Annotated in this window: 24 protein-coding genes; 11 read left to right on the top strand and 13 right to left on the bottom strand. The window is 55.3% G+C overall.

The window, feature by feature from the left end; all coding sequences use genetic code 11:
• Positions 1–277: 277 nt before the first annotated feature.
• From SACSAC_RS12325 to SACSAC_RS12315, 3 genes are read right to left on the bottom strand one after another with little or no spacing between them, the layout of a single operon-like run.
• Positions 278–1,072, bottom strand: coding sequence for an ABC transporter permease (locus SACSAC_RS12325; protein ID WP_245608630.1), 795 nt, complete (start codon positions 1,070–1,072; stop codon positions 278–280).
• The gene (locus tag SACSAC_RS12320) at positions 1,069–1,893 is read right to left on the bottom strand and encodes an ABC transporter ATP-binding protein (protein ID WP_084778032.1); all 825 of its coding nucleotides are present in this window, start codon (positions 1,891–1,893) and stop codon (positions 1,069–1,071) included. Before SACSAC_RS12320 ends, SACSAC_RS12325 begins: the two co-directional genes overlap by 4 nt.
• A gap of 43 nt (positions 1,894–1,936) precedes the next feature.
• Complete coding sequence (locus tag SACSAC_RS12315; RefSeq protein ID WP_211251339.1) at positions 1,937–2,947, bottom strand: ABC transporter substrate-binding protein; 1,011 nt, start codon at positions 2,945–2,947, stop codon at positions 1,937–1,939.
• Positions 2,948–3,205: 258 nt separating this feature from the next.
• On the opposite strand from SACSAC_RS12315, the gene desA reads away from it, so the two are divergent.
• The 3 genes from desA (at position 3,206) to SACSAC_RS12300 (ending at position 6,253) form a co-directional block, all read left to right on the top strand.
• Complete coding sequence (gene desA, locus SACSAC_RS12310) at positions 3,206–4,291, top strand: Delta(5) desaturase DesA (RefSeq protein ID WP_037286752.1); 1,086 nt, start codon at positions 3,206–3,208, stop codon at positions 4,289–4,291.
• Positions 4,292–4,471: 180 nt separating this feature from the next.
• Complete coding sequence (locus tag SACSAC_RS12305; protein WP_037292725.1) at positions 4,472–5,647, top strand: sensor histidine kinase; 1,176 nt, start codon at positions 4,472–4,474, stop codon at positions 5,645–5,647.
• Between the two features lie 3 nt (positions 5,648–5,650).
• On the top strand, positions 5,651–6,253 hold the full coding sequence (locus SACSAC_RS12300; RefSeq protein ID WP_037286750.1) for a response regulator transcription factor: 603 nt from the start codon (positions 5,651–5,653) through the stop codon (positions 6,251–6,253).
• 12 nt (positions 6,254–6,265) lie between these two features.
• Here the strand turns inward: SACSAC_RS12300 and SACSAC_RS12295 are convergent, their stop codons facing one another.
• The gene (locus SACSAC_RS12295; protein ID WP_425414806.1) at positions 6,266–7,036 is read right to left on the bottom strand and encodes a virulence RhuM family protein; all 771 of its coding nucleotides are present in this window, start codon (positions 7,034–7,036) and stop codon (positions 6,266–6,268) included.
• A 291-nt stretch (positions 7,037–7,327) separates the two neighbouring features.
• Between SACSAC_RS12295 and rluF the strand changes: the two genes are divergently transcribed.
• Both rluF and SACSAC_RS12285 read left to right on the top strand, forming a co-directional pair.
• The gene (rluF, locus tag SACSAC_RS12290; protein ID WP_037286747.1) at positions 7,328–8,041 is read left to right on the top strand and encodes a 23S rRNA pseudouridine(2604) synthase RluF; all 714 of its coding nucleotides are present in this window, start codon (positions 7,328–7,330) and stop codon (positions 8,039–8,041) included.
• 387 nt (positions 8,042–8,428) lie between these two features.
• Positions 8,429–8,890 carry a DoxX family protein gene (locus SACSAC_RS12285; RefSeq protein WP_084778030.1) on the top strand — a complete coding sequence of 154 codons (462 nt, stop codon included), beginning with the start codon at positions 8,429–8,431 and terminating at the stop codon, positions 8,888–8,890.
• 516 nt (positions 8,891–9,406) lie between these two features.
• On the opposite strand, the gene SACSAC_RS28000 is transcribed toward SACSAC_RS12285, so the two are convergent.
• Positions 9,407–9,580, bottom strand: coding sequence for a hypothetical protein (locus SACSAC_RS28000; RefSeq protein WP_156950994.1), 174 nt, complete (start codon positions 9,578–9,580; stop codon positions 9,407–9,409).
• A 182-nt stretch (positions 9,581–9,762) separates the two neighbouring features.
• Between SACSAC_RS28000 and nikA the strand changes: the two genes are divergently transcribed.
• The 5 genes from nikA to SACSAC_RS12255 are packed head-to-tail and all read left to right on the top strand — an operon-like array spanning position 9,763 to position 14,681.
• A complete protein-coding gene (gene nikA / locus SACSAC_RS12275; protein WP_169833809.1) occupies positions 9,763–11,307 on the top strand; it encodes a nickel ABC transporter substrate-binding protein in 1,545 nt (514 codons plus the stop codon).
• Complete coding sequence (nikB, locus tag SACSAC_RS12270; RefSeq protein ID WP_037286740.1) at positions 11,307–12,254, top strand: nickel ABC transporter permease; 948 nt, start codon at positions 11,307–11,309, stop codon at positions 12,252–12,254. Before nikA ends, nikB begins: the two co-directional genes overlap by 1 nt.
• On the top strand, positions 12,251–13,111 hold the full coding sequence (nikC, locus tag SACSAC_RS12265; RefSeq protein WP_084778029.1) for a nickel transporter permease: 861 nt from the start codon (positions 12,251–12,253) through the stop codon (positions 13,109–13,111). The genes nikB and nikC overlap by 4 nt, the downstream gene beginning before the upstream one ends.
• Positions 13,108–13,905 carry an ABC transporter ATP-binding protein gene (locus SACSAC_RS12260; RefSeq protein ID WP_037286738.1) on the top strand — a complete coding sequence of 266 codons (798 nt, stop codon included), beginning with the start codon at positions 13,108–13,110 and terminating at the stop codon, positions 13,903–13,905. The genes nikC and SACSAC_RS12260 overlap by 4 nt, the downstream gene beginning before the upstream one ends.
• On the top strand, positions 13,902–14,681 hold the full coding sequence (locus tag SACSAC_RS12255) for an ABC transporter ATP-binding protein (protein WP_037286735.1): 780 nt from the start codon (positions 13,902–13,904) through the stop codon (positions 14,679–14,681). Before SACSAC_RS12260 ends, SACSAC_RS12255 begins: the two co-directional genes overlap by 4 nt.
• 101 nt (positions 14,682–14,782) lie before the next feature.
• On the opposite strand, the gene SACSAC_RS12250 is transcribed toward SACSAC_RS12255, so the two are convergent.
• From SACSAC_RS12250 to SACSAC_RS12235, 4 genes are all read right to left on the bottom strand, one after another.
• Positions 14,783–15,658, bottom strand: a complete 876-nt coding sequence (locus SACSAC_RS12250) for an SDR family oxidoreductase (protein ID WP_037286732.1) — start codon at positions 15,656–15,658, stop codon at positions 14,783–14,785.
• A gap of 91 nt (positions 15,659–15,749) precedes the next feature.
• Positions 15,750–16,874, bottom strand: a complete 1,125-nt coding sequence (locus tag SACSAC_RS12245) for an alpha/beta fold hydrolase (RefSeq protein ID WP_051507072.1) — start codon at positions 16,872–16,874, stop codon at positions 15,750–15,752.
• 205 nt (positions 16,875–17,079) lie between these two features.
• The gene (locus tag SACSAC_RS12240; RefSeq protein WP_037286729.1) at positions 17,080–17,361 is read right to left on the bottom strand and encodes a hypothetical protein; all 282 of its coding nucleotides are present in this window, start codon (positions 17,359–17,361) and stop codon (positions 17,080–17,082) included.
• Between the two features lie 291 nt (positions 17,362–17,652).
• The gene (locus SACSAC_RS12235; protein WP_037286726.1) at positions 17,653–17,838 is read right to left on the bottom strand and encodes a hypothetical protein; all 186 of its coding nucleotides are present in this window, start codon (positions 17,836–17,838) and stop codon (positions 17,653–17,655) included.
• Between the two features lie 261 nt (positions 17,839–18,099).
• Between SACSAC_RS12235 and SACSAC_RS12230 the strand changes: the two genes are divergently transcribed.
• Entirely contained in the window at positions 18,100–18,516 is a 417-nt protein-coding gene (locus tag SACSAC_RS12230) for a hypothetical protein (RefSeq protein ID WP_037286722.1), read from the top strand.
• 167 nt (positions 18,517–18,683) lie between these two features.
• On the opposite strand, the gene SACSAC_RS12225 is transcribed toward SACSAC_RS12230, so the two are convergent.
• The 4 genes from SACSAC_RS12225 to SACSAC_RS12210 all read right to left on the bottom strand — a co-directional run bounded on the left by SACSAC_RS12225 (position 18,684) and on the right by SACSAC_RS12210 (position 23,927).
• A complete protein-coding gene (locus tag SACSAC_RS12225) occupies positions 18,684–20,480 on the bottom strand; it encodes a glycoside hydrolase family 2 protein (RefSeq protein ID WP_037286720.1) in 1,797 nt (598 codons plus the stop codon).
• A gap of 150 nt (positions 20,481–20,630) precedes the next feature.
• Positions 20,631–21,443 (bottom strand): carbohydrate ABC transporter permease, encoded by an 813-nt coding sequence (locus tag SACSAC_RS12220; protein WP_037286717.1) that lies wholly within the window; start codon positions 21,441–21,443, stop codon positions 20,631–20,633.
• A gap of 27 nt (positions 21,444–21,470) precedes the next feature.
• Positions 21,471–22,406 (bottom strand): carbohydrate ABC transporter permease, encoded by a 936-nt coding sequence (locus SACSAC_RS12215; protein WP_211251338.1) that lies wholly within the window; start codon positions 22,404–22,406, stop codon positions 21,471–21,473.
• Positions 22,407–22,601: 195 nt separating this feature from the next.
• Positions 22,602–23,927, bottom strand: coding sequence for an ABC transporter substrate-binding protein (locus SACSAC_RS12210; protein ID WP_037286714.1), 1,326 nt, complete (start codon positions 23,925–23,927; stop codon positions 22,602–22,604).
• Between the last annotated feature and the right edge of the window lie 70 nt (positions 23,928–23,997).

The following is a 23,997-nucleotide window of genomic DNA, read 5'->3' as shown; positions in this document are numbered from 1 at the left end:
GCTTCTACTTTTGAGAAACTAAAGGAGTCATCGCTTTGGGGCGGGGTAAGTTGTCGGCTTCTTGTTAGGAAGCCGACAAGGATGTAGTTATCCCTTAACATGCCGAGAAAGCTCAATGTAGCTGGAAGCGAGAAGACGGAGAGAGAAATTCAGTTCAAGACGCCTTTGAACTTGGAAAACTTCCACTCAAATTTAAATCCAATTTTCCAAGTGAGACAGCGAATTGAACGAATTTTTCTCGCAGTCTTCTCGCTTCCCACCGCTAAAGTGACTTTCTCTACGCCCGCCACTTCATGAAGCGGTGTTCAAACAGGTCGACCAACACGAAGAGCAGAAAGCCCACGCCGCTGAACAGGAGGATTCCGGCGTACATGCCGGGATAGTCGAGCCTAAGCCAAGCGTCCATGATGAAATAGCCCATGCCGTGTTCGGTACCGTAGATTTCGGTGAAGAACAAGACCGAGAAGGCGGTGCCGAGGGAGATTCGGATGGTACTCAATATGGAAGATAATGCGCCGGGCAAAGTGATTTGGGTGAACTTCGCCATGCGCCCCGCGCCCAGGCTGGTCAGGACATCATACGTGTTGGCCGGAATGGCTTTGACACCGTCGCGGACGGAGATAATGACCTGGAAAACCAGAATCAGGGCAATCATGACAATCTTCGAGGCTTCTCCGAGCCCCAAAAACAGCATGGCAACCGGAAGCAAGGCGATCTTCGGGATAGGATAGGTCAGGTAGACGACCGGATCGAGAAGTTTGTTCCAACGCGGGGAACGTCCCATCAGCAGGCCCAACAGCAAGCCGATGATTAAAGCCAGCGCGATTCCGGCCAAGACCCGGCCCATGCTGGTGCCGATATTCAGCAGCATTTCTCCGCCGTCCAACTTGAATAACGCTCGATAGACGACCAGCGGAGAAGGCAGCATGTCGCGCTTCAATAGTGCAGCAATCAGTCCCCATAGGATATGCAGAACGACGAATACCGATAGTAAACGAAGCAGCATCGCACCTAGACTGCCTTTGGGTTTGCCATTTATGCTATTTTGCCCTGTCTTTTTCTCAGCTTTCATTTCGATCCCCGCCCTTCCCGCATGATTCGGCGAATATAACGGGTCTGCTCGTGAAAAGCATCATGATCGCGCTTGTCTTCGTCCGCGAGGGAAAAGACCATTTCGTTATCGATCAGAATCGGATGACCAGCGGAAGCCGTCAGCATCACGATCTTGCGTCCCAGCAATATCGCTTCTTCGACGTCATGCGTGACGAACAACATGGTAGATGGCTGCTGACGCCAACTTTCCATTAACAGACGCTGCAAGCCTTCTCGCGTAACCGCATCGAGCGCGGAGAACGGTTCATCCAGCAGAAGCAAATCGGGTCTGATGGCAAAAGCCCGGGCAATCGCCACGCGCTGCTGCTGGCCGCCGCTCAAAGCACGCGGGTAGCGTCTTTCCAGGCCGGACAGCCCCATCAGCTCCAGCCAACGAAGTGAATTCGCTTCGCGCTGGGCGCGATCTTCCTCCGGTCTGGAAATTTTCAGCGCCGTTCGAATATTCGCGATAGCGGTCTGCCAAGGCAGCAGTCCGTAATTCTGCGGGACAAGGCCGACGCGGATATCTGCGCCAGCTGCCTTTGCACGACCCATTGAGCGGCCGCTATAACTCAGACTTCCGCCGAAGCCGGTCAGTAAGCCTGCTGCCGCTCTCAGCAAGGTCGATTTCCCGCTACCGGAAGGGCCGAGTACGGTATAGATGCCTTTTGCAGGCAGGTCAAGATCAAGCGGTCCCAGCACGGGGCCTTCTCCGTAGTCGACGGTCAGCGCGCGAGCCACAAGACCTTGCTCTTCCTTTTCAGCGACATATCGGGCATCGATCACAGAACCTTTTTCCATTCTTCCCCTCCTTTGCTGGTCTCATGCCTTACTTGTACTGATCTTATTTGAATTGCACGTCAGAGATGACATCCGCCGCATGCAAATCTTTAGTCAACAGTCCTTTTTCGCGCGCCCAGTCCAAAGCCGAATCGACCTGTGCCGGATCGGCCTGGTTGGCAGACAGATAGTCCGGAACGTCGATTTGATCTTTCAAGGTTTCCGGGTATCCGACTTCCTTGATAATCAGGTCGATGTATTCGGATTGATCGTGCGTTTGCATATATTCGACAGCCTGATCGTACGCCGCATACATATCGCGGATCGCGTCGGCTTTTTCGTCAATGACGCTTTGCGGGAAAGCTAGCACGAACGGATTGATTTCTGCGGTATGCGTGGAGCCCAGGATGTTCAATCCCGCTTCCTTGCCCATCGTTACGAAAGGCTGCGGCAGAACGGCGGCATCCGCTTGGTTGTTTTTGAGCAATTCCAGACGGGTCGGGATTTGCGGGACTTCCGTTACGGTAATGTCGTCTTCGGTGAGGCCGGCTTGCTCCAGCATCATCGCCATCGTGTATTGAGTCGAGGTGTTTTTGGACAAAATCACGGTTTTGCCTTTCAAATCGGCTACGCTCTTCACGTCCGGATTGCCCGTCAACAGATCGAATTCGCCGAAGGTCGTGCTGGTGATTTTCACGTCTTGCCCGGCTTCGTTATAAATCGAAATCGCAACCAGATCGGCACTCAAGCCTTCGACTTTACCCGCTTGGAATACGACGTCGCGATCTTTCGCGCTTTTGAACGTCTGGATATCCAGATTGACGCCTTGCTCGGCATCGAAGCCCTGCTCATGCGCCACGATGAACGGAATCGCGTCGATTGATGGAAGAAGTCCCAGTGTGATCGTTTCGCTGGCTGCGGTTGTCTCGGTCTGTGCGTTGGCAGCCACAGTTGTATTGGATTCTGCCGCATTCCCGCAGCCTGCCAACGCCACGCCGAAAGCAGCGGTTAGCATCATCCACATAACGGGACGTTTCCCGTGAAAAATCCGTTTGGTTTGGCGAGTGTTCTTCATTTCTTTTCCAGCCCCTATTCTTTTTATCATTCAGTTTCTATGAATAAGATTGTTCATTCGTTCACAATCTTATTCAACCGTCCCTATTCTACTCCTGTGTTCGCATTTTGTATATTCATAAATTTAAATAAGACAATCTGCTGTATGACATTTGTCACCCCTGTCATCTGACGTTTATGACTACGCGGCGCAAGCGCTTTTTTCTATACTAAGATTATTGAGATGCCCGAGCGGCGTCCGCGAAAGGGGATTACATTGATGAACCCGTCCACGAATACGACATCCGCCAACCCGATTGCGGAATTGAAAAAGCATATGAAGCCTTACGAAAAAACCGATTCCAAGGCCAGCATTCTTCAAATGGTCAACACGCTGGTTCCGCTGATTCTGCTGTGGGTCGGCGGTTACCTGAGTTTGTCCGTCTCCTACTGGCTCGCGCTGCCGCTTCTGCTCGTGGCCTCGGGCTTCGTGATCCGAACGTTCATCATTTTCCACGACTGCACGCACGGATCGTTTTTCAAAAACAAAAAAGCTAACGATATTGTCGGTACGATCACCGGAGTCATCACCATGATGCCGTACCGCAAATGGAAATACAGCCACACCCGCCATCATGCGACAAGCAGCAACCTCGACAAACGCGGCGAAGGCGATATGTGGCTGCTGACGGTTGAAGAGTATGCCGAAGCTTCGTTCTGGACACGATTGGCATACCGCTTTTACCGCAACCCGCTCGTCATGTTCGGTCTCGGCCCGATCTTCGTGTTCCTGATCGAGTCCCGCTTCAACCGCAAAGGCGCCAAGCGCCAAGAACGCATCAACACCCACCTGACCACCGTGCTGATCGTGCTGCTGTACGCGGCGCTGATCTGGGCGATCGGCTGGCAGGCGTTCCTGCTGGTGCAGGTTCCGGTCTTCTTCTTCTCGGGACTGTTCGGCATCTGGTTGTTCTACGTGCAGCATCAATTCGAAGACTCGTACTTTGAGCATGAGGAAGAGTGGAGCTACGTGAACGCGGCCGTCGAAGGCAGCTCGTACTACAAACTGCCGAAGCCGCTGCAATGGATCACGGGCAATATCGGCTTCCACCACGTGCACCATCTGAGTCCGAAAGTACCAAATTATAATCTGGCAAAAGCGCATGACTCTTCCGTTCCTTTGCAAAAAGCGACAACGATCACGCTGCGCACCAGCCTGCAATCGTTGAAGTTCCGTCTGTGGGACGAAGAAACGAAGACATTTACCGGCTATGGTCGAAAAGTACGCAGCGGCCTGCCCGGCAATGCGGTGCAAGCCGTCGCGCGCGAGCTGAAGCCGAAAGCGCCTGCACTGCCGAAAGACTGATATGCTGTTTTCGAAAACCCCGGTTTCCCGTATTCCGGGGTTTTTGGCGTGCAGGCTGAATACAGATACGATTTGGGAAAAAGGAGGGCGCGGGTTATAATGGTCTCAAAAAATCAGGCGGCGCACGCACCGGGAAGGCTTGTGTCGATTCCGGCAAAAATCCGTGGAGGGCAGACCGTCATGCAGAAGTGGTATCAGATTTTTCAACGCAGTACCGGACTTAATCCTTATGTATGGGTCGTCTTTTATATCCTGCCGTTTTACTTCATTTTCCGTTCGTCTTCCGCGATTCAAGCCGCTACCGGCATTTTTATGGTTATCGGATTTTTCGTATGTTATTTGCTCGCTTTCGCTTTTAAAGGACGGCTGCGATATTTTTGGACGAGCATGCAGATGTTATTCTCGGTCTCGATGACTTTGATGTTCGGCTATATTTACTTTGCGGTATTCCTGGCGTATTTCGTCGGAAATATTCGCAGCAAAAGCGGATTTTTCACTTTGTATTCGATCCAGCTCGCCGCGGTGCTCGCTTCGGCTTACGTCGGCTACATCCATCTGAATCCGCTGCTGATCACGCAATGGCCGTTTGTCGCGCTGACCATCATCGCCGTCATTTTGCTGCCGGTCACCACGTATAACCGCAATCGCAGCGAGCGGCTCGAAGGCCAACTCGAAGACGCGAACAAGCGCATCTCCGAACTGGTCGTGATGGAAGAACGCCAACGCATCGCGCGCGACCTGCACGATACGCTGGGACAAAAGCTGGCGCTGATCGGACTCAAAAGCGACCTGGCGGCAAAGCTGGTGACGAAAGACCCCAACAGGGCGGAAGAAGAAATTCGTGACGTTCAGCAAACTGCGCGCGTTGTATTAAAAGAACTGCGCGAGCTGGTCACCCAGATGCGCGGCACGCATGTGGAGGACGAGATTCATCGGCTGCGGCAGATTTTGAAAGCAGCGGAGATCGAGTTCACGTTGATCGGCGATCCGGCAGAGACGCGCACGTCGCTGCTCAACGAGAACGTGGTCAGCATGTGCCTAAAAGAAGCGGTCACGAATATCGTGAAGCATAGCGGAGCGACCTCCTGCCTGATCGAGATCGAGCCGCTTCCCGCCGAGTTGGTCGTTCGGGTCGCCGACAACGGCAATGGACTAAAAGACGGCGGTAATGTTCGGGGCAGCGGGCTTCGGGGCATGCGGGAACGGTTGGAGTTCGTCAACGGAAGCCTGGACATCTCTTCGGCTCCCCCGGAAGGACGCGGTACGATGCTGACGCTGCGTATTCCGAACGTGTTGGCGCAGCGGGAACCGGATAGTAACGCTCCGTCAACCGAAGGAGCAAATAAGGAGGGATAACGAATGATCAGAATCGTCATTGCGGAAGACCAGCGGATGCTCCTTGGCGCACTGGCTTCACTGCTGGATCTGGAGGACGATATGGAAGTGGTCGGACGCGCAGGCGATGGTGAAGAAGCGGTTCGGCTCGTGCTGCTGCACAAACCGGATATTTGCGTGATGGATATCGAGATGCCGAAGAAAACCGGACTTGAAGCCGCCGAGGAGTTAAAAGGTTCCGGCTGCCGCGTGCTGATTCTGACGACATTCGCCCGCTCCGGTTATTTCGAACGAGCGATCAAAGCAGGCGCGCACGGCTATCTGCTCAAAGACAGCCCGAGCGAAGAACTGGCCGAGGCGATCCGCAGCGTCATGTCCGGCCGGCGCATCTACGCGCCCGAACTGGTCGACGACGCGCCTTATGCCGAAGCCAATCCGCTGACCGATCGGGAGAAAGAAGTGCTTCACTTGATCTCCGAAGGGAAAAACACGAAGGAGATCGCAAGCACGCTGTCGCTGACCAACGGCACGGTTCGCAACTATGTATCGGTCATCCTCGACAAGCTCGGCGCGGGCAACCGGATCGAAGCCATAACGAGGTTCAAGGAGAAAGGCTGGTTCAAGTGAACCGGCTTTTTTTCATTTGCGATCCAAACGGTTTTCTTTGATGAATTCTTCGAAATCGCCGGATACGTTCACTTCTTCGCTTAGTCTGTGGCTTTTGAATTTATCGTATTGTTCGGAAGCTAACTTCTCCGCCACTTCCTGCGATATTTTGCCTGCGTTCTGCAAAATCTCCCGATCATTGAATTTCAAAAAGGCATCCAATTTATCAGTCCAATCTTTCATATACATCGGTGAGCGGCGCTCTGCCTGATCTTCCGCATAATCGAGATACATAGTGACGATTCGATTCAATGATCCCAGCTCTTTTTCGGTCAAATAATTTTTGGCGACGATAATATCGGATTTTCGAATTTTGTCGCCTTTCCATGTCGTCAAACCCATATTTTGCTGCCCGGCATCGGCGCGATTCGCTATCAATTCTGCGGCCGTCTGTCCATGTATGGCAAAATGGAGTTTGTTCTGAACCGTGGCAAAAAACAGGGTAGCTGGTTCCGACTTGGGATCGTAATCAATCGCCGTGGCGTAAATATCCGTAATCTTCCGATAAAATCTTTTCTCGGATGCGCGAATATCACGAATGCGCTTGAGCAATTCATCAAAATAATCTTGACCGAACGTTCGCATTTCTTTAAGCCGTTCGTCATCCATCGTAAAGCCTTTGACCATATATTCGTTCAACCGTTCCGTCGCCCAACGCCTGAACTGAGTGCCGCGATGGGAACGGACACGGTAACCGATCGCGATGATCAGTTCGAGATTGTAATGCTTTACGTTTCGATTCACCTGCCGCGTGCCTTCTTTTTGAACTTGTAAGTAATCCTTACAAGTTGACTCTTCCTCCAGTTCATTTTCCTGATAAATATTGCGTATATGTAGAGTGATATTCTGCGAAGTTGTTTGATACAGCTCCGCGATTGCCTTTTGCGTCATCCAAACGGTTCCATTCTCCAGTTTCACATCGATTCGGGTATGACCGTATATGGGCTTTCTCAATCACCATAACCTGTACACCCGGCCCCTTTTGCGATATGGTAAACAGAGTATTTTCCCCAATCAGAAAGGTGTGCGTAACCAGTGCGAATCAATAAATATATCGCCGAGTCCGGCTTCACGTCGCGACGCGGGGCGGACAAGATCATTGCGGAAGGCAAAGTCACGATCAACGGCGAAAAGGCCGATCTGGGCAGCCAGGTCGAGGCGGGCGACGACGTTCGGGTAAGCGGCAAGCAGATCAAGGAAAAGGCCGCGCAGGAGAATGTTTACCTGGTGCTTAACAAACCGGTCGGCATCACCAGCACCACGGAAAAAAGCGTCAAAGGCAATATCGTGGATTTCGTCGGCCATTCGCAGCGGATCTTCCACGTCGGACGGCTGGACAAAGACTCCGAAGGTCTGATCCTGCTGACGAACGACGGCGACATCGTGAACGAGATTCTTCGCGCGGAGAACCGTCACGAGAAGGAATACATCGTCACGGTCGACCGTCCGATTACCCCCGAGTTTTTGAAAAAGATGGCGGCGGGCGTCGAAATTCTGGATACGACGACGCTGCCGTGCGAAGTGGAGCAGTTGTCCAAGTTTATTTTCCAAATTACGCTGACGCAAGGCTTGAACCGCCAGATTCGCCGCATGTGCGAAGCGCTGGGGTATAACGTGCGCGCGCTCAAGCGTATTCGTATCATGAACATCCACCTGAACAGCCTTCCGGTCGGCAAATGGCGCGATCTGACGGCGAAGGAACTGGATCGGTTGTTCAAAGATCTGGACTATACGCCGCGCAACAGCTAAATGATTTAAACGGAAAGACGAACTTTTTATCGGTTCGTCTGGGCTGGCGAGAAAGCCACTTGGGCGCGGGAAGCGAGAAGACTGCGAGAGAAATTCGTTCAATTCGCTGTCTCACTCGGAAAAGGGATTAGATTTAAATAAGGAATTTTCCGAGTTCAAAGGCGTCTTTCACTGAATTTCTCTCTCCGTCTTCTCGCTTCCAGCTACGTTAGGCTTTCTCGACATGTTGAGACGAACCTTTATCGGTTCGTCTTTTTTGTATTGGGTAGGATTTTGTGTATCACTCAACAAATTACAAAAAGTAATTGACGAACTTAAGTTAACTAGTTATATTATAATTAGTTAACAACTTACCTTTACATAGAACCTTGCGAGGAGCGATTGAAGATGACGATGAAGTGGACGGCGACCGGGATGCGGCTTGTGTTGGGCATCATCTTTTTGGGGCACGGGATTTCGAAACTGACTGGAGGAATCGGGAATACGGCGGATTGGTTTGTCGCGCTAGGACTGCCGGGGTTTCTCGCTTATATGATTGCGATGCTGGAATTAGTCTGCGGCACGATGATGATTCTCGGTTTGCTAACCCGCTTGTCTGCCGTCGGCTTCATCGCGGTAATGATTGGTGCCATCATCACCGTTAAGCTGCCTGCCGGACTGCTCGGAAGCAACGGTTCCCCGGGCTATGAATTGGATCTGGCCCTGATGGCGCTGGCTGCCTACTTTATCGCTTCCAAAGAGATCGGCGTAGGCGTGGACAGTCTGCTCGCCGCTCGCGATGGAGACGCCGAATTGGCTGCCGCCGCTTCGGAGCGTTCCGCGCTTTCGCAACCTTCGAGCGTCGCGTGAATTTCGCTTTTTAACAGTATGGAGATCTTCACGATATCCGGGGCAAAGCACTGGAATAAAAGTGTAGAATTCAAGGCTAACGGATCGCATGTCCTTTAGAGGCATGAAATAACTATTGGCGCAATTTTAACGGATCTCATATCTTTTAGACGCATGATTCGCCTTTTTTCAGACCCAAAAATAGTCCGATTTTATTCTAAGCGTCGGCTGAATCCGTTAAGATTTCAAAACCCATCAAAACGCTCGCTAAGCGCCGCCTCGTTCCGTTAAAATCCGCCACGCGATTCGGCACGCACAATAAAAGTCGAGCATGCTTCGATTCGAGACTTTCTCGCCGTTCGGATCTCCTCGAAAAGATCTGATCCTCACAAAACCCGGCTCTCCTTGGAGAGCCGGGTTTCCCGAAATTCCGAATTCCGAGACGAACCTCCCAAGGTTCGTCTTTTCGCCTTTCGCCTTTTCCATCTTTATGTTCGCTTGCCTTCTTCGCGTTTCAACCCAAGCACGGACCCTTTTTTACAAGATTCCGAAATAATCGATTGCATACACCGCCAGAAATACGACGACAACGGTAATCGCAATCGTGATCAAAGTCCGTTTAATCGATGTATTTCTCGGCTTCTGCGCCTGATGCTCGGCTCTTCGTTTGGCCGCTTCTTCGTCGGCCCCGTTTAAATTTCTGGGTAACATGTTTATCGCCCTCCTTTTCTAATTATTAATACCCGTTTTTCAAGCAGGCGTCTGAACCCCCTTTCTCGATATGAAACAACTTACACAACTTGTCAAAACGTAATCATTACGATAATATAAACTTCGTTGTGTTAATGATAATTGTTACGAATTAGAGAGGGGTATTACCTTTGAATAAAAAAATGTTTCCATTATTGGCGTCTTTGGTTCTTGGAGCCGGACTGCTGAGCGCCTGCGGATCTTCCAACCCGGAAACCGCCGCGCAATCGTCCGATTCCGCCGCAACTGCCAAAAACGTTCACTTCCTATATAACTTTGCCACCAGTTCGCTCGATCCGCACGTCGATTCCAGCTATGTGCCGCTGCGTGCGGGCATCACGGAAACGCTGGTGCGTCTCGACGAAGAAAACCTGACCGTCGCGCCGTGGCTGGCCGAGAGCTGGGACAGCGAAGACGGGCAGCATTGGACGATCGACCTGCGTGACGACGTGACGTTCCAGAACGGCAAGCCGATGACCGGAGACGCCGTAAAAGCTTCGCTGGAACGCGCCCTGACCGAAAGCGTCGCGATCCAAAACGCGCTCAAAATCGACACCATCGAAGCGGACGGCGACAAGCTGTCGATTACGACCACCCAGCCGTTTCCGGAATTCGCTTCCGAGTTGGTGAATCCGAACACGTCGATCATCGACGTAAGCGAGCCGGACATCGTGAACAAGCCGATCGGCACCGGGCCGTTCTCGCTGACGTCTTTTACGCCGGGCAGCAAGCTTGAAGTGAGCCGCTACGACGGGTATTGGGACGGCGCTTCGCCGCTCGATACCGTGACGTTCTCGTTCAACGAAGACGCCAACGCCCGCTCGCTCGCGCTCAAATCCGGGCAGGTCGACATCGTCTACCGTCCGGAAGTGGAAAGCTTGGAATCGCTCAAAGCCATCGACGGCATGGTCGTGGAATCCGCCTCGACGTTCCGCGTGCATCAGTTGACAATGAATATGGAACGCGAAAGCATCAAAGACCTGAACGTGCGCAAAGCGCTCGACGCGCTGATCGACCGTCAAGGCATCGTCGATACGATCCTGCTCGGCCACGCCGAAGCCGCGATCGGACCGTTCCTGCCTTCCCTGCCGTTCGCGCCGGAGTATGACAACAAGTCGACCGAATCCGGTTCGGAAGCTGCCGTGAAGCATCTGGAAGCCGCAGGCTACAAACTGGAAAACGGCATCATGGCCAAAGACGGCAAGCCGCTGAAGCTTACGCTGCTCACCTACTCCGCCCGTGCCGACCTGCCGCTGATCGCGCAGGTGTTCCAATCGGACGCCAAACAGATCGGCATCGACGTGGAAATCCGCCAGATCGATACGCCGGAAGAATACATGGCCTCCAATCGGGATTGGGACATCGCGACTTACAGCAACCTGACCGCGCCGCGCGGCGACGCCGGTTACTATCTGAACGCGACGTACCACCCGACGGGCGCCCTCAACTTTAGCGGTTCGGAAGATCCTGAATTGACGGCGATCATCGACGAGCTGAATCTGACCGTCGCTCCCGAAAAGCGCGCCGAGCTTGCCGAGCAGGCCGCCAACTATGTACACGACAACGTGTTGAATTCGTTCGTGCTGCACCCGTCCACCATTGTTGCCTACAACGGCAAAAAGGTTAAAAACTGGGTCAGCTCGCTCAGCGAATACTACATGATTACCAATAAGCTGGACGTGATGTAATGTTTCGCATTTTGCTGCGCAAGTTTTTGGAAGTCTTCATATTCCTGCTGTTCATCATGTTCGTCAGTTTCCTGTTCATCCGGCTCGCGCCGGGTGATCCGGTGCTGACGATTTTGAACGTTGACGAGCTTTCCGTCAGTCAGGAGCAGGTCGAAGCCATGCGGGAAGAGATGGGCTTCAACGATCCGCTCCTTGTCCAATTCGGCAAATGGCTGCTCGATTTCGTTCGTCTGGACTTCGGCAATTCGTACTCCACCGGACAACCCGTGATGCAGACCCTGATGAGCGCGCTGCCTGCTACGGCGGAACTGACGCTCGGCGCACTGCTGGTCATGCTATTGATCGCCGTTCCGCTCGGCTCGTTATCGGCCGTCTATCGCGGGAGCTGGATCGATACGATCAGCCGCATGCTGTCGATCGTCGGCGCGGCGGTTCCGAGCTTCTGGCTGGGTCTGATCCTGATCGACCTGTTCGGCGTGCGTTTCGGCAATCTGCCGACGATGGGACGCGACGGTTTTGCTTCATTGATTCTGCCGTGCGTTACGTTGGGGCTTGCGATCTCCAGCGTCTACGTACGCTTGCTCCGTTCCAGCCTGCTGGATTCGCTCAGTCAGGAATTCGTGCGTTCGGCGCGGGCACGAGGGCTGTCCGAAGGCCGAATCTTCTGGCTGCATGCGCTGCGTCACAGCCTGCCTCCGGTCATTACGGTGTTCGGCGTCAGCCTCGGCAGCCTGATCGGCGGGGTCGTCGTGATTGAAGTGCTGTTCGCGTATCCGGGGATCGGCAAGCTGGTCGTCGACGCGATCCGCCAGCGCGATTACCCATTGATCCAAGGCTATATCCTGATCATGGCGGCCGTCGTGTTCATCGTGAATACGGCCGTCGATCTGTCGTACCGTTACTTGAATCCCGAAATGAAACTGAAGGAAAAGGAGGCCCATCGATGAAAAGCATGCCTTTGCGCGTTCGCACCCGTCCATCCAAGTCCAAAAAACACAGCGTTCAAGCGATTGTCGCGACTTTGTTTGCGCTGCTCGTTATCGCGGCCTCCGCCTATACCTTTTTAGTCCTGAAACATGATCCGACGCTGACCGACCTGCGCGGACGCCTGCTCGGCGCGAGTATGCTGCACCCTCTGGGCACCGACCATCTGGGACGCGACGTACTGACCCGCTTGCTGCTCGGCGGCGGTCAGACGCTCGGCTACAGCCTGCTTGCACTGGGCGCGGCATTGGTCATCGGCATTCCGTTCGGCCTTATCGCCGGCTACAAACGCGGCTGGGTCGACAAAGTATTCATGCGCATTGCAGACGGCTTTCTTGCTTTTCCCGATACGATCGTGGCGATCGTGCTCAGCGGTCTTCTCGGCGCGGGTATCGGCAATCTGGTGCTGGCGATCGTCATCGTCAAATGGGTCAGCTATGCGCGTCTTGTCCGCAGTACCGTGTTGTCCGAGTCGCAAAAAGATTATATCCGCATCGCCCGCACTAACGGATTATCGGACGCGCGCATCATGACCAAGCACCTGCTGCCGCATATCGCCGGGCATGTGCTGGTACTCGCCAGTCTCGACCTCGGGAAAATCATCCTGCTCATCTCGTCGCTGTCCTACATCGGACTGGGCGCGCAGCCGCCGACGCCGGAATGGGGCGCTATGCTGAACGACTCGCGGCCTTACTTCCAATCCCGTCCCGAGCTGATGGTCTACCCGGGCCTCGCGATCGTATCGGTCGTGCTGTTGGCGAACATGCTGGGCGATTATTTGCGGGATCGGTTCGACGTGAAAAAGGAGGTGCAGCCGTGATCCTGTCCATCGAGGAATTAAGCATCGCCGGACGCGACCGCACCATCGTGGACAACGTCTCCCTGGCGGTACGCGAAGGCGAGTTTATGGCGTTGGTCGGACAAAGCGGCAGCGGGAAAAGCCTGCTGTCGCAGTCGATCGGACAGCTTTTGCCGCCGAATCTCCATGCGTCCGGGCGAATCCTGTTCGAAGGAAACAATCTGCTGGAACGCACTCCCAAAGAAATGCGCGCCCTGCGCGGCAGCCGGATCTCTTATATTTTTCAGGACTACCAAGGCGCGTTCACCCCGTTTCGCAGTATCGGCGGGCATTTCGACGAATATCAGAAGGTGCATGGCGAAAAATCGGCAGGCGTGCGCAAAACCAAAGCCGCCGAAGCGCTGGAATCGGTCGGGCTGGATGCCGCGCTGCTGCGACGTTATCCGTTTCAACTGAGCGGCGGGCAGCTGCAGCGGGCAGCGATCGCTACGTCGCTGCTGCTATCGCCGCGTCTGCTGATCGCCGACGAAGCGACCACCGCGCTCGACAGCGTATCCGGCCATCGGGTGCTGGAACTGCTCGTCGCCAAGCAAAAGGAAACCGGATGCGCGATCCTGTTCATCACGCATGACTGGCGCCATGTTCGGCGCTACGCCAATCGCTTGTCCGTCATGAAGGAAGGCCGGATCGTCGAATCGGGCGGCAAACACCGCATCCTTGATCATCCGCAGCATGAATATACCCGGAATCTGATCGATGCGGCGCCTGTCTTAAGCCGTTCGTTGAAGTCGGGGCTTGAGGAGGAATCGTTATGATCGGACAAAGTTCGCCTGTTCTTAGCGTCACCCAACTCTCGCGCACTTACGTCGGAGCCGATCGCCCCGCGGTCAACAATGTGAGCTTCTCACTGGAGCGCGGCGAATGCCTCGGCCTTGTGGGCGAAAGCGGCTGCGGGAAAAGCACGCTGTCCCGCTGCCTGCTGCGCATCGAGGACGCCGAACGCGGGTCAATCGTGCTCGGCGGCCAAGATATCGCTCGCTTGAACGCCCGCAAATTGCGACCGCATCGCCGCAGCATCCAGATCGTTTTTCAAAACCCGTCAGCCGCGCTGAACCCCAAGCTCAAGATCGCCGATTCCTTGATCGATCCCTATGAGCAGCTTGCTCGGGGTACGCAACTGAAGCATTTCGCCTACACGTCGCGCGAAGCCTATATCCGGCAGCTGCTTGAGGCCGTCGAGCTTCCTGCCGAGCTGGCGAATCGTTATCCTCACGAACTCAGCGGCGGGCAGCGCCAACGCGTCACGATTGCGCGCGCAATCGGCATCGAGCCGGACGTCGTCGTGCTCGACGAGCCGACGGCAAGCCTGGACGTGATCTCGCAAGGCGCGGTGCTCGACCTGTTGACCAAGCTGCGTACCTCGCTCGGCTTGTCATATCTGTTCATCTCCCACGACCTGGCCGCCGTTCACCGGATGAGCCAACGGATCATGGTGATGCAAGAAGGCCGAATCGTGGATCGCTTCCGCGCCGATGAACTCATGGCCGAAGACCGGCATGCGTATACGAAGGAATTGATTTCGATTTTTTGAGCCGTCTCAAGATGTGCCGTTCATCGCTTTATAACAAAAAGAAGCCGCCCCGTGACGAGGCGGCTTCTTTGCTTTTAGACTTTATGCAGCTTAGCCTTTTATCAACCTTTAAAAACCGATCCCACCGCGCTCTTCAGCGGCGTATAAGCATCCCCGATCAGGTCAACCAGATCGTTCGAAGGATGGGCGAACTCGCCGCGTTCGATCGCGCCGTCGATCACATGGATCAGGAAGCCCGCGCCGCCTTCCGGCACGCCCGCGGATACCAGCGTGCTGACCGCTTCAGCAGCAGGCAATGCTTTATGAGCGACCGGCTTGCCGGATACTTCGGACAGCACGGCTGCATACTCGTCGTACGAGAACGGCTGAGGAGCCGTCAGCTCGTAAATTTTGTTGGCGTGGCCTTCCTTCGTCAGTACAACAGCAGCCGCACGGGCCAGATTGTCGCGAGTCACGTAGTTCAGCTTGCCTGTCGGAGCAGCGGAAACGACCGCGCCGCTTGCCGCGATCCCCGGCGTGCCTTCGTTCACCAGCAGCTCCAGATAGAAGCCGTTGCGCAGGAACGTATAATCGGCCCCTGTCGTGCGAATCATGTATTCGGTCGCCAGGTGGACGTTTTCCAATCCGATCGTCATGCGCTCGCCGAACGCGATGCCCGTGTACGCGATATGCTTGATTCCCGCGTTGCGCGCCGCTTCGACAACTGTCGCATGCTGGCGAATACGCAGCGTGTTATCCATCGAAGAAGCCGAGACGAACAGGAGCTTTTCTCCGCCTTCGAATGCCGCAGGCAGCGAAGCCGCATTGTCATAATCGCCCAGACGGAGCTCGACGCCAAGCTCGGCCAGCGCCGCCGCTTTCTCTTTGTCGCGCACGACGCCTACGATGTCCCCTGCTTGCACGCCAAGATCGATCAGATGACGGACAGCCGCCGAACCCAGATGACCGGAAGCTCCGGTAACGATAATTTTGCCCATGTGTATTCGCTCCTTCGAGAGTAAGGTTAGGTGAAACTCTTAATTGTAACCATTATAGTTTCAGGAAAGAACGAAGTCAACTCTCTTTTCGTTAGCGCGCAGGCCCCATCAGCTCCAGTGCCGCGTCCGCGACGGCTTGAGGATCATAGGCATGGATGGAATGCGCCGAATTTTGCACGACGGTCGTTTGGGATTGCGTCGACCAGGACTCTCCGAATTTGCGCTGCGTATCCAACCAATCCTCGGTCACCTCGCCGAATCGGTCGGCCACAAGCTGGGTTAGGGGAATATCGAGTTGCGTTTTGTCGTCGATGACTTTTCGCGCGTTGACGTGCACGTTGCGAATCTCGTCCGTCACGTTATCGTTGATCGCGACAAGCAGCGTAGCCAGCCGATCCTGTTCTTTCATCTCGGGCGACAGCAGGCGAAGACCGTTGCGCTGTCCGTTCAGATATTCCGCAAAACCGTTCACGTGATACAGCGCGCGCACGATGCCGGACTTGATCGCGATGCGCTGCAACTGCATGTTCCGCTCGGGGAAAGTCAGGTAGAATTCCGGCGAGCCCGAATCGATCGTCACGATCCCGGCGACTTCGTCCGGGTAGCGCTGCGCAAAACGAATCGCTTCGAGACTGCCCAGCGAGTGCGCCGTCAGGACGTAAGGCGGCTTCACCTCGGCTTGAATCAACGCTTCGCGAAGCTCCTCGGTAATCCGGTCGATATTGCGCTTCTCGTCGGTTACGTCGCTATACCCGTAGCCGAATCGCTCCACGACTGCGAATGAAGCCTGTTCCCGCAGCAGGGCATACATCGGCGAGAAGTCCGCATAAGGACTTGCCGTCCCCCAACCGGAGATCAGCACCACCGTCGGCTCGCTGATGCTTTTGCCCGGCTTGTCTTCCTTGTACACGTGCATGCGATGCCCTTCCACGTTCACAAGCGTTCCAGGCGCCGTATAGGTCGCGCGATCGTTTTGCTCCCCCACCGCCTGATACACGAACCCCGCCAACAACACAACGAGCAGCACGATCAAGACCCAACCGAGTATCGAGAACAGCCGCCGAAGCACGCTTTTCTTTTTCTTCCCGGATTTCTGCCTTTCCGACTTGTCTTCCGGCTCTTCCGGAGCACTTGGCTGCGCAGGCAGACCCGCATCCGCTTGGGCGACCAGTTGCTCCATCGCCGCTTTTCTTTTTGCCCGTTCATCCTGATCCATCGTCGCTTCCCTCCATTTACAACAAAAAGCGCATTTTTCTGCGTGAAACTTTGCCGATTCTCCCGCTTGTGGCGTACCTCTGCAAATTCTCCCGCGAAAACGCGCTTTATTCGTTACGTGCTCTGTTCATCGACGCTACATACGTTCAAACCCCTGCGCCGTAATCAGTTTTCAAAAATTCCTAGTGACTTGTCTCGAATTGCTATTAGTCCTCGTAGCCTGCCAGACCTTTATCGATCAGATAAGCCATTTCGGCATCCAAAACATTCTCGATCTCGAGTTCGTTCAGCTTGACGTTTTTCTGAGCCACTACGTAATCAACCAGCTCGTCGCCGTCCAACTCGATCGTATCGCCCGGCTTTTTCGCTGCGGCTGCAATAAAAGCTTGCTCGTGCTTCAATACCGTCTTGATGCCTTCCTCGCCGACACCCGTTTTATCCGCAATATACGCGATCATTTCGCTCTCGTTAATGGTTTGTTCGCCCATGTTCCAAATCTCCTTTTCGCTGCCCGTCTTAACGGGATTTTATGCGTTCTCATTGTAACACAATCGCCGAGCCTGTCGCTTGCCTGTTCGAACGGTTGATCGGATGTCACGAACGGCGGCTGGGCCTTCCTCGATCTTCTTGATACTGTGCAAGCATCCTTGTACCGCGACAAAGCTTTTTTCAACTCGCAAATAAAGGCCGCACACGCGGGAAACCCGTCGTCTGCGGCCTGATGGAAAAGCGTCCGATTCATCTTTCGGCTTTTCTATATATGCAAAATATGCAAAAAATTAATGATATTGAACCATCTTGATCCGCGCTTCTTCCTGATACGTGATCGGGCTTGGGACTTGCGGCGTGTGCAGGTGGCGTTCGACCGAGAACTCCAGTCTGCGATATTCGTCGTCGCCGAGGGTTTTCTCCGATTGACGCGCGCCGGTGACCCAGTTTTTGAACTCTTTTAATGCTGCTGCCATGTCTGCCATCCTCCTTGGATGATGAAACTAAGTACGATTTGCGATAATTGGTTACGCTTACATTATATCGGTTTTTCATTTAGTTGAATATAGTGTCCGCCTTGAAAAAACACCACTTTACCGTGAACATTGTGTGTCATCGTATTTCCGTATACATCAAGAAGATTTTAGTCTCCTCTATGCGGACATATCTGAAATTTGATCTGTTTTTGCCCACAAAAGCTGTGTTACACTCCTCTCATCACGAATCGGAGGTGCTTCATGTTCGCTGCCGCCATGACCCTGCTCGGAATTTTGGCGTATGCCGCCGGAATCGGAAGCTACGTCGGCGCGCTCGATTGGATTTACGGTCAATCGCTCGGATCGGAATGGGGATTTTTGATTTTCGCGAGCCTGCTCGGGTTTGTCCTCGTCGCTTATCCCGCTTACGTCGGACTCGTCTATGCGGTCGACCGGAAAAGCGAGCGCTATCGGTACGTGCTGTATCCTTTGGGATGCATTGCGGTTTTTTTCGTGCCGACGCTGCTGATTCTGCTTATGTACGGAGGCGGTTCGCCGTTTTCGCCGGAAGCGTTGCTGTTCCATCTTTTTTATACGGCGTCGGGCTTGGTGTTCGGCCTCGGCTACGGGTTGATCGGGAAAATGAAGCTGGGACGCTTTTACGAAAAATCCGCATGAGATGCGCTCGTAAACGCTGGACGGATCGGACTTGGCAGCTTTTGCGTCAAGACCCGATGCGTCGCGCAAAAAACCGCCAAACCTGTTCGTTTCAGCCGATCGGCCGAAGCATACAGATTCAAGCGGTTTTTTTTCGATGCAGAAAATTTCTTCTTGATACGCAGGATTTACCGGTTCTCGCCCCGTACTACCTTCCGAATGTCCTCCAACGGCACTTTCGGCACCCGATCGTAGGTTACCAGTCCGTTAATTTCCTGCTCCACGTCGGTCAGCTGGGTGTAGCAGAAGCCCTGCACGACGCCGGAAACGGTCAGCGGACGGATCACGGCGCCGAGACGTTCCAGGAAGTCTTCGTCGTTGTCCGCGCCGGAGTAACCCCAACCTTCCTGCTCGCTTTTCCGGTAGGCGATGCCGCCGAATTCGGTTACGAGAATCGGCTGGCCTTCGTAGGCGCCGTCCCCGACGAAAATGCGCCGGTTGGCCGGCATGGCGTTCGTCGCTTTTTCCGCGGACGAATAGCGCTCGGTCAGCACCTCTTCCCGCCACTCGTAATCATGGATCGCGACGATGTCGGTCTTCACCATCTCCCAACCGTCGTTGTAGATGACCGGGCGGGTCTCGTCGAGCGAACGCGTCAGATGATACAGCGTCAAGCCGTGCTCCTGCTGGCGGCGGTCGATCTGCACGTTCGGGATGCCCCAGCTTTCGTTCATCGGCACCCAGGCCGCGATGCACGGATGGTTGTAATCGCGGTCCACCGCTTCCTGCCATTCATGGGTGAACTTGCGGACGTACTCTTCGGAATACGCGTAAGCGTTCGCCGCCTCCCCCCAGACGAGCAGTCCCATGCGGTCGCACCAATGCAGGAAACGCGGGTCTTCCATCTTCTGATGCTTGCGCACGCCGTCGAAGCCCATTTCTTTGGTCAGCCGGATATCGCGCACGAAATCTTCGTCCGACGGGGCGGTCAGGATGCCTTCCGGGAAATAGCCCTGATCCAGCACCAGACGCATATAATACGGACGGTTGTTCAAGCTCAGCCGGCCGTTTTCGATCGAAACCTTGCGCATGCCGAAGTAGCTGCTCACGGCATCCACCGTCTGACCGCCTCGGATCAGTTCCAGCTCGACGTCGTACAGATTCGGCTTCTCCGGCGTCCACCAGCGGCCCAGCCCGTGATCGTTGAAATCGTTCAGCCCGATCGCGCGCGCTTCTTCGGCATGCAGCACGGGGAACCGGTCTTCCGCGATCGTTTTTCCGTCAAAAGAAATCCGCAGCACGGCCGTGACAGGCTCCTGTCCCGCATCCGCTTCGTACGCGCCGCGCGAGAAGAACGCCCGCACGCGCACTTCGTTCCGGTCGATATCGGGCGTGAATTTCACCTTTTCCGCATGCGCGTCTTCTACCGGCTCCAGCCATACGGTCTGCCAAATCCCGGTCGTTCGCGTGTAAAAGATGCTCTCCGAACCTTCTTTCCAAAACTGTTTGCCGCGGGGCAGCGTCACGTCGCGGCTGAAATCCTCGGCGCGCACGGTTAGCGTGTTCCCGCCTTCCGTATTCAACAGATCGGTAATATCGGCGTGAAAAGGGGTATGTCCGCCTTCGTGCGACGCCGCCCAGCGGCCGTTGATCCAAACAGTGGACGCATAATCGCACGCGCCGATATGTAACACGACGCGGCGGCCTTTCCACTCTTCGGGCACGTCGAAGCCGCGGCGGTACCAGACCACATCATGGAAGCCCGGATCGCCGATGCCGCTGAGTTTGCTTTGAAAAGCGAACGGAACATGGATGCGCCGATCGAAGGCTTCCCCGCCGCCTTCGAACCAACGCTCGCGGTCGCCGCGGCGCGCGTCGTCGAACGCGAAATCCCATTCGCCGTTCAGGTTCAACCATTCGGCACGCTGAAATTGCGGACGCGGATACTCGGGGCGGGGCAGATGGTTTTCGTTTGAAGTCGTCATAAATCCTCCTTGGGATGCGATCGGCGGGGGGCGCTTCCATACCTCGATTATTGCTCGTACGAGAGCGCCCGCCGCATCGTCTTTTTTTACATGATTACCCTAAGATTTCCGTGCATGATGACCTCGAACCGCCAACATGACGGAAACTTGCTACATTTCTTTGCCGCCCGTGAACGCGATGCCTTTGATGATCTGCTTTTGGAAAATGAGGAACACGATCAGCACCGGAATGGCGGCGAGCGCGTTGGCGGTCATCGGCAGGGCGTATTCCTGATTGTACGAACTTTGGAACATCGGCAGGCCGAGCGTGATCGTCATATACGCTTTGTCCGAGATGGAGATCAGCGGCCAGACGTAGTCGTTCCACGAGCCGATGAAGGTGAAGATGCCGAGCGCGGCCAGCGCCGGGCGCGACAGCGGCAGGAAGATGCGGTACCAGATTTTGAAAAAGCCCGCTCCGTCGATCCGCGCCGCTTCTTCCAGGTCTTTGGGCAGCCCGTCGAAAAATTGCTTGAGGATGAAGATGCCCATCGGACCCGCGATCGCGGGCAGGATCAGCGAGACTCTCGTGCCGAGCAGGTCGACGTCGCGCATCAGCAGGTACAGCGGGATCAGCGTTGCTTCGCCGGGAATCATCATCGCCGACAGGAACAGGATGAACAGCACCTTGCTGCCGGGAAACCGGATACGGGAAAAGGAATACGCCGCCATCGACGCGAGCAGCAGCACCAACGCCGTCGTGACGACCGACACGACCAGGCTGTTGCCCATCCAACCGAAGATCGGGGCGCGGCTCAGCACGGTCTTGTAGTTGTCGAGCGAGACGTTGAACCCGCCGGCGAACAGGCTGCCGCCTTCGGGCGTCAGCGAGAGCGACAGCATCCAGAAGATCGGCGTCAGGAACATGAGCGCGAACAACACGGCCGCGATGCGGACGACATACGGATAAATGCGATCAAGCATGGGAACTCCCTCCTTTTTCTTTTCCGATTATTCGCCGAATCTGCGCAGCAGCAGCGTTTGCAGCAGCGAGATGACCAGAATGACCAGCATCAGCACGAACGCGATCGCCGAAGCGTAGCCCATCTGGAAGGTCTGAAAGCCGTTCTCGTAGATCGAGAACACGACCGTTTTGGTCGCGCCCGCCGGTCCTCCCCCCGTGATCAGCTTGGATTGGCCGAAGATTTTGAACGAAGCGATGGTCTGGAGCACGACGACCAGCACGGTTACCCGCGAGAGCGACGGGAACGTGATATAGCGGAACGTCTGCCAGCGGTTGGCGCCTTCCAGCCCGGCCGCTTCGTAATACGACTCCGGAATGTCCTGAAGACCGGCGAGGAACAGCACGAACACGAAGCCGATCGTCCACCACAGCGTCGCCATGATGATCGAAGCCCAGGCCAGCGTCGAATCGGACAGCCAGAAGATTTCGCTGTTGATCAATCCGATGCCGCGCAGAACCCGGTTCAGCAGGCCCGTGTACGGCTGAAGAAAGATAACCCAGATGCTGGAGATGACGGATACCGACAGCACGTAGGGCATGAAGAACGAAATGCGCAGGAACGCCTGCCCTTTGCGGATGCCGTTCACCATCACCGCCAGCAAAAGGCCTACCCCGGTGATCAGCGGCACGCTGACGACGGTGAACAGCACCGTGTTCAGCAGATTGGCGCGGAACTCTTCGTCCTGCATCAGGTTGACGTAGTTTTGCAAGCCGATAAACGTTTTGTCGCCGAGCAGCGACCAATCGTAGAAGCTGACGCCGAAGCCGTACAGGATCGGAATCATCGAGAACAGCAAGAAAAAGATCGTGTACGGCAGCACCATCAGGACGCCGGTGACCCAGCCCTGTCGACGCAGCGAGCTTCGCGGCGCGCGGGCGGGAGCTCCGGTTTTTTTGCCGTCCGCCAATGTTTGGGTAGCCATGATCGTCGCTCCTTTCGGATAAGGAAGATAAGAACGGAAAACCCGGTAACGGGAAAAGCGAAGATGATGCGGCATCGGCACGACGGATCGCGAACGGAAGCTTCGGCTGCCGCACCGCGGGACCGTTCTTCGAAACAAGGAAGGCGGTCCGCGGCGGGACCGCCTTTTCGCTTGCTTGTCGTCGTGATCCGCGGTTTATTGGCCCGTCGTTTTATCGATCGCCGCGTTCGCTTTTTCGAGCGTCGTTTTCGCGTCCTGCTTGCCGGCCATCATTTTCTCGAATTCTTTGACCACGTTGTCGTTGACCTGGCCCTGCTTTTCGTTGCGCGGCCAGTATTTGACGAAGTCCGCCGAAGCCGCGTAATCGCTGCGGTACGGCATGTCTTTGAAGGCTTGGGATTCCAGCACGTTGGTCACGCTCGGGATATGGCCGGCTTTCGCCCACAGCTCGCCGTTGTCGGCCAGCCACTTGGCGAAGATCAGCGCGGCTTTTTGCTTGGCCGGATCTTCCGTGCCGTGCTTCGGCAGCGCCAGCGTATGCGAATCGCCCCAAGTCGCCGGTTGGTCGTAAATCTGCGGCATCGGCACGACGCCGAAGTCTAATCCTTCGACGCTTTCGAAAGCGCCCGTGCTCCATACGCCGGTGATCAGCACCGCCGCGCGTTTGTCTTGGAACAGCTTGACGGCATCGTTGATTTTCGGCGGGATCAGTCCCGACGTATAGAGGCTGTCGACGTATTCCAGCGCTTGCAGCGCCTGCGGATTGTTCAGCGCGGCTTTGCCGCCGTCGTCGTAGAACGTGCCGCCTTCGGCCAATTGGTTATAGAAGGCCCAGAACATCCAGTAAGAGTCGATCCGCACGTCCGGCTGCGCCAGCGGCGCAACGTCGGCGGGAACCGCGTCTTTGATCTTGGTCAGGAATTCGGTGAAGCCTTCCGGCGATTGGTCGTAGACCGGCTTGCCGTCTTCGCCGAGCACGCCCGCTTTCTCCAGGTGTTCTTTGTTGTAATACATGACGATCGCGTGGGTATCGAGCGGAACGGAATAATGCTTCTCGTCGTACACGGTCGATTCCAGGATCGTCGGGTTGAACTCGCCCCAATCGAGCTGGGCTTCGGCGGCCAGGTCGTCGAGCGGCGTCACGAAGCCGGACGGGACGAACTGCGGCATGCGCGAGGAGTGCAGCACCATAAGATCCGGCGCCTGATCCGACGCGATCGCCGTTTGCAGCTTGGTGTAATAATCCGCTGCCGGATTCGCGAGTTGTTCCACGTGAATCTCTTGGTTCTCCGCGTTGAACTTCTCGATCATCTGGGTCATGAACTCGCCGTCTCCGCCGCTGAACGGCGTCCAGTACGAGATGGTCGTTTTGCCGGCCGGCGCTTCGCCGCCCTCGCCTCCGGCGTCGGTCGTTCCGGTCGTTCCCGAACTCGTGCCGGCGTCTCCCGCCGCGCAGGCGCTGAGCAGCAGCATGAGCGCCAACGACAGTACGGCAGTTTGGAACAGATGTCTTTTTCTCATGGTTGAGCCTCCCTTATGAATATGCTTTGGAATCTTTGTCGAACTTCTCCGAGTGCCCGATAATTCGAGT

It is taken from the genome of Saccharibacillus sacchari DSM 19268 (assembly GCF_000585395.1).
Lineage (GTDB): Bacteria > Bacillota > Bacilli > Paenibacillales > Paenibacillaceae > Saccharibacillus > Saccharibacillus sacchari.
The sequence above is the reverse complement of the archived record's forward strand: the minus strand, read 5'-3'. Positions and strand labels throughout refer to the sequence as shown.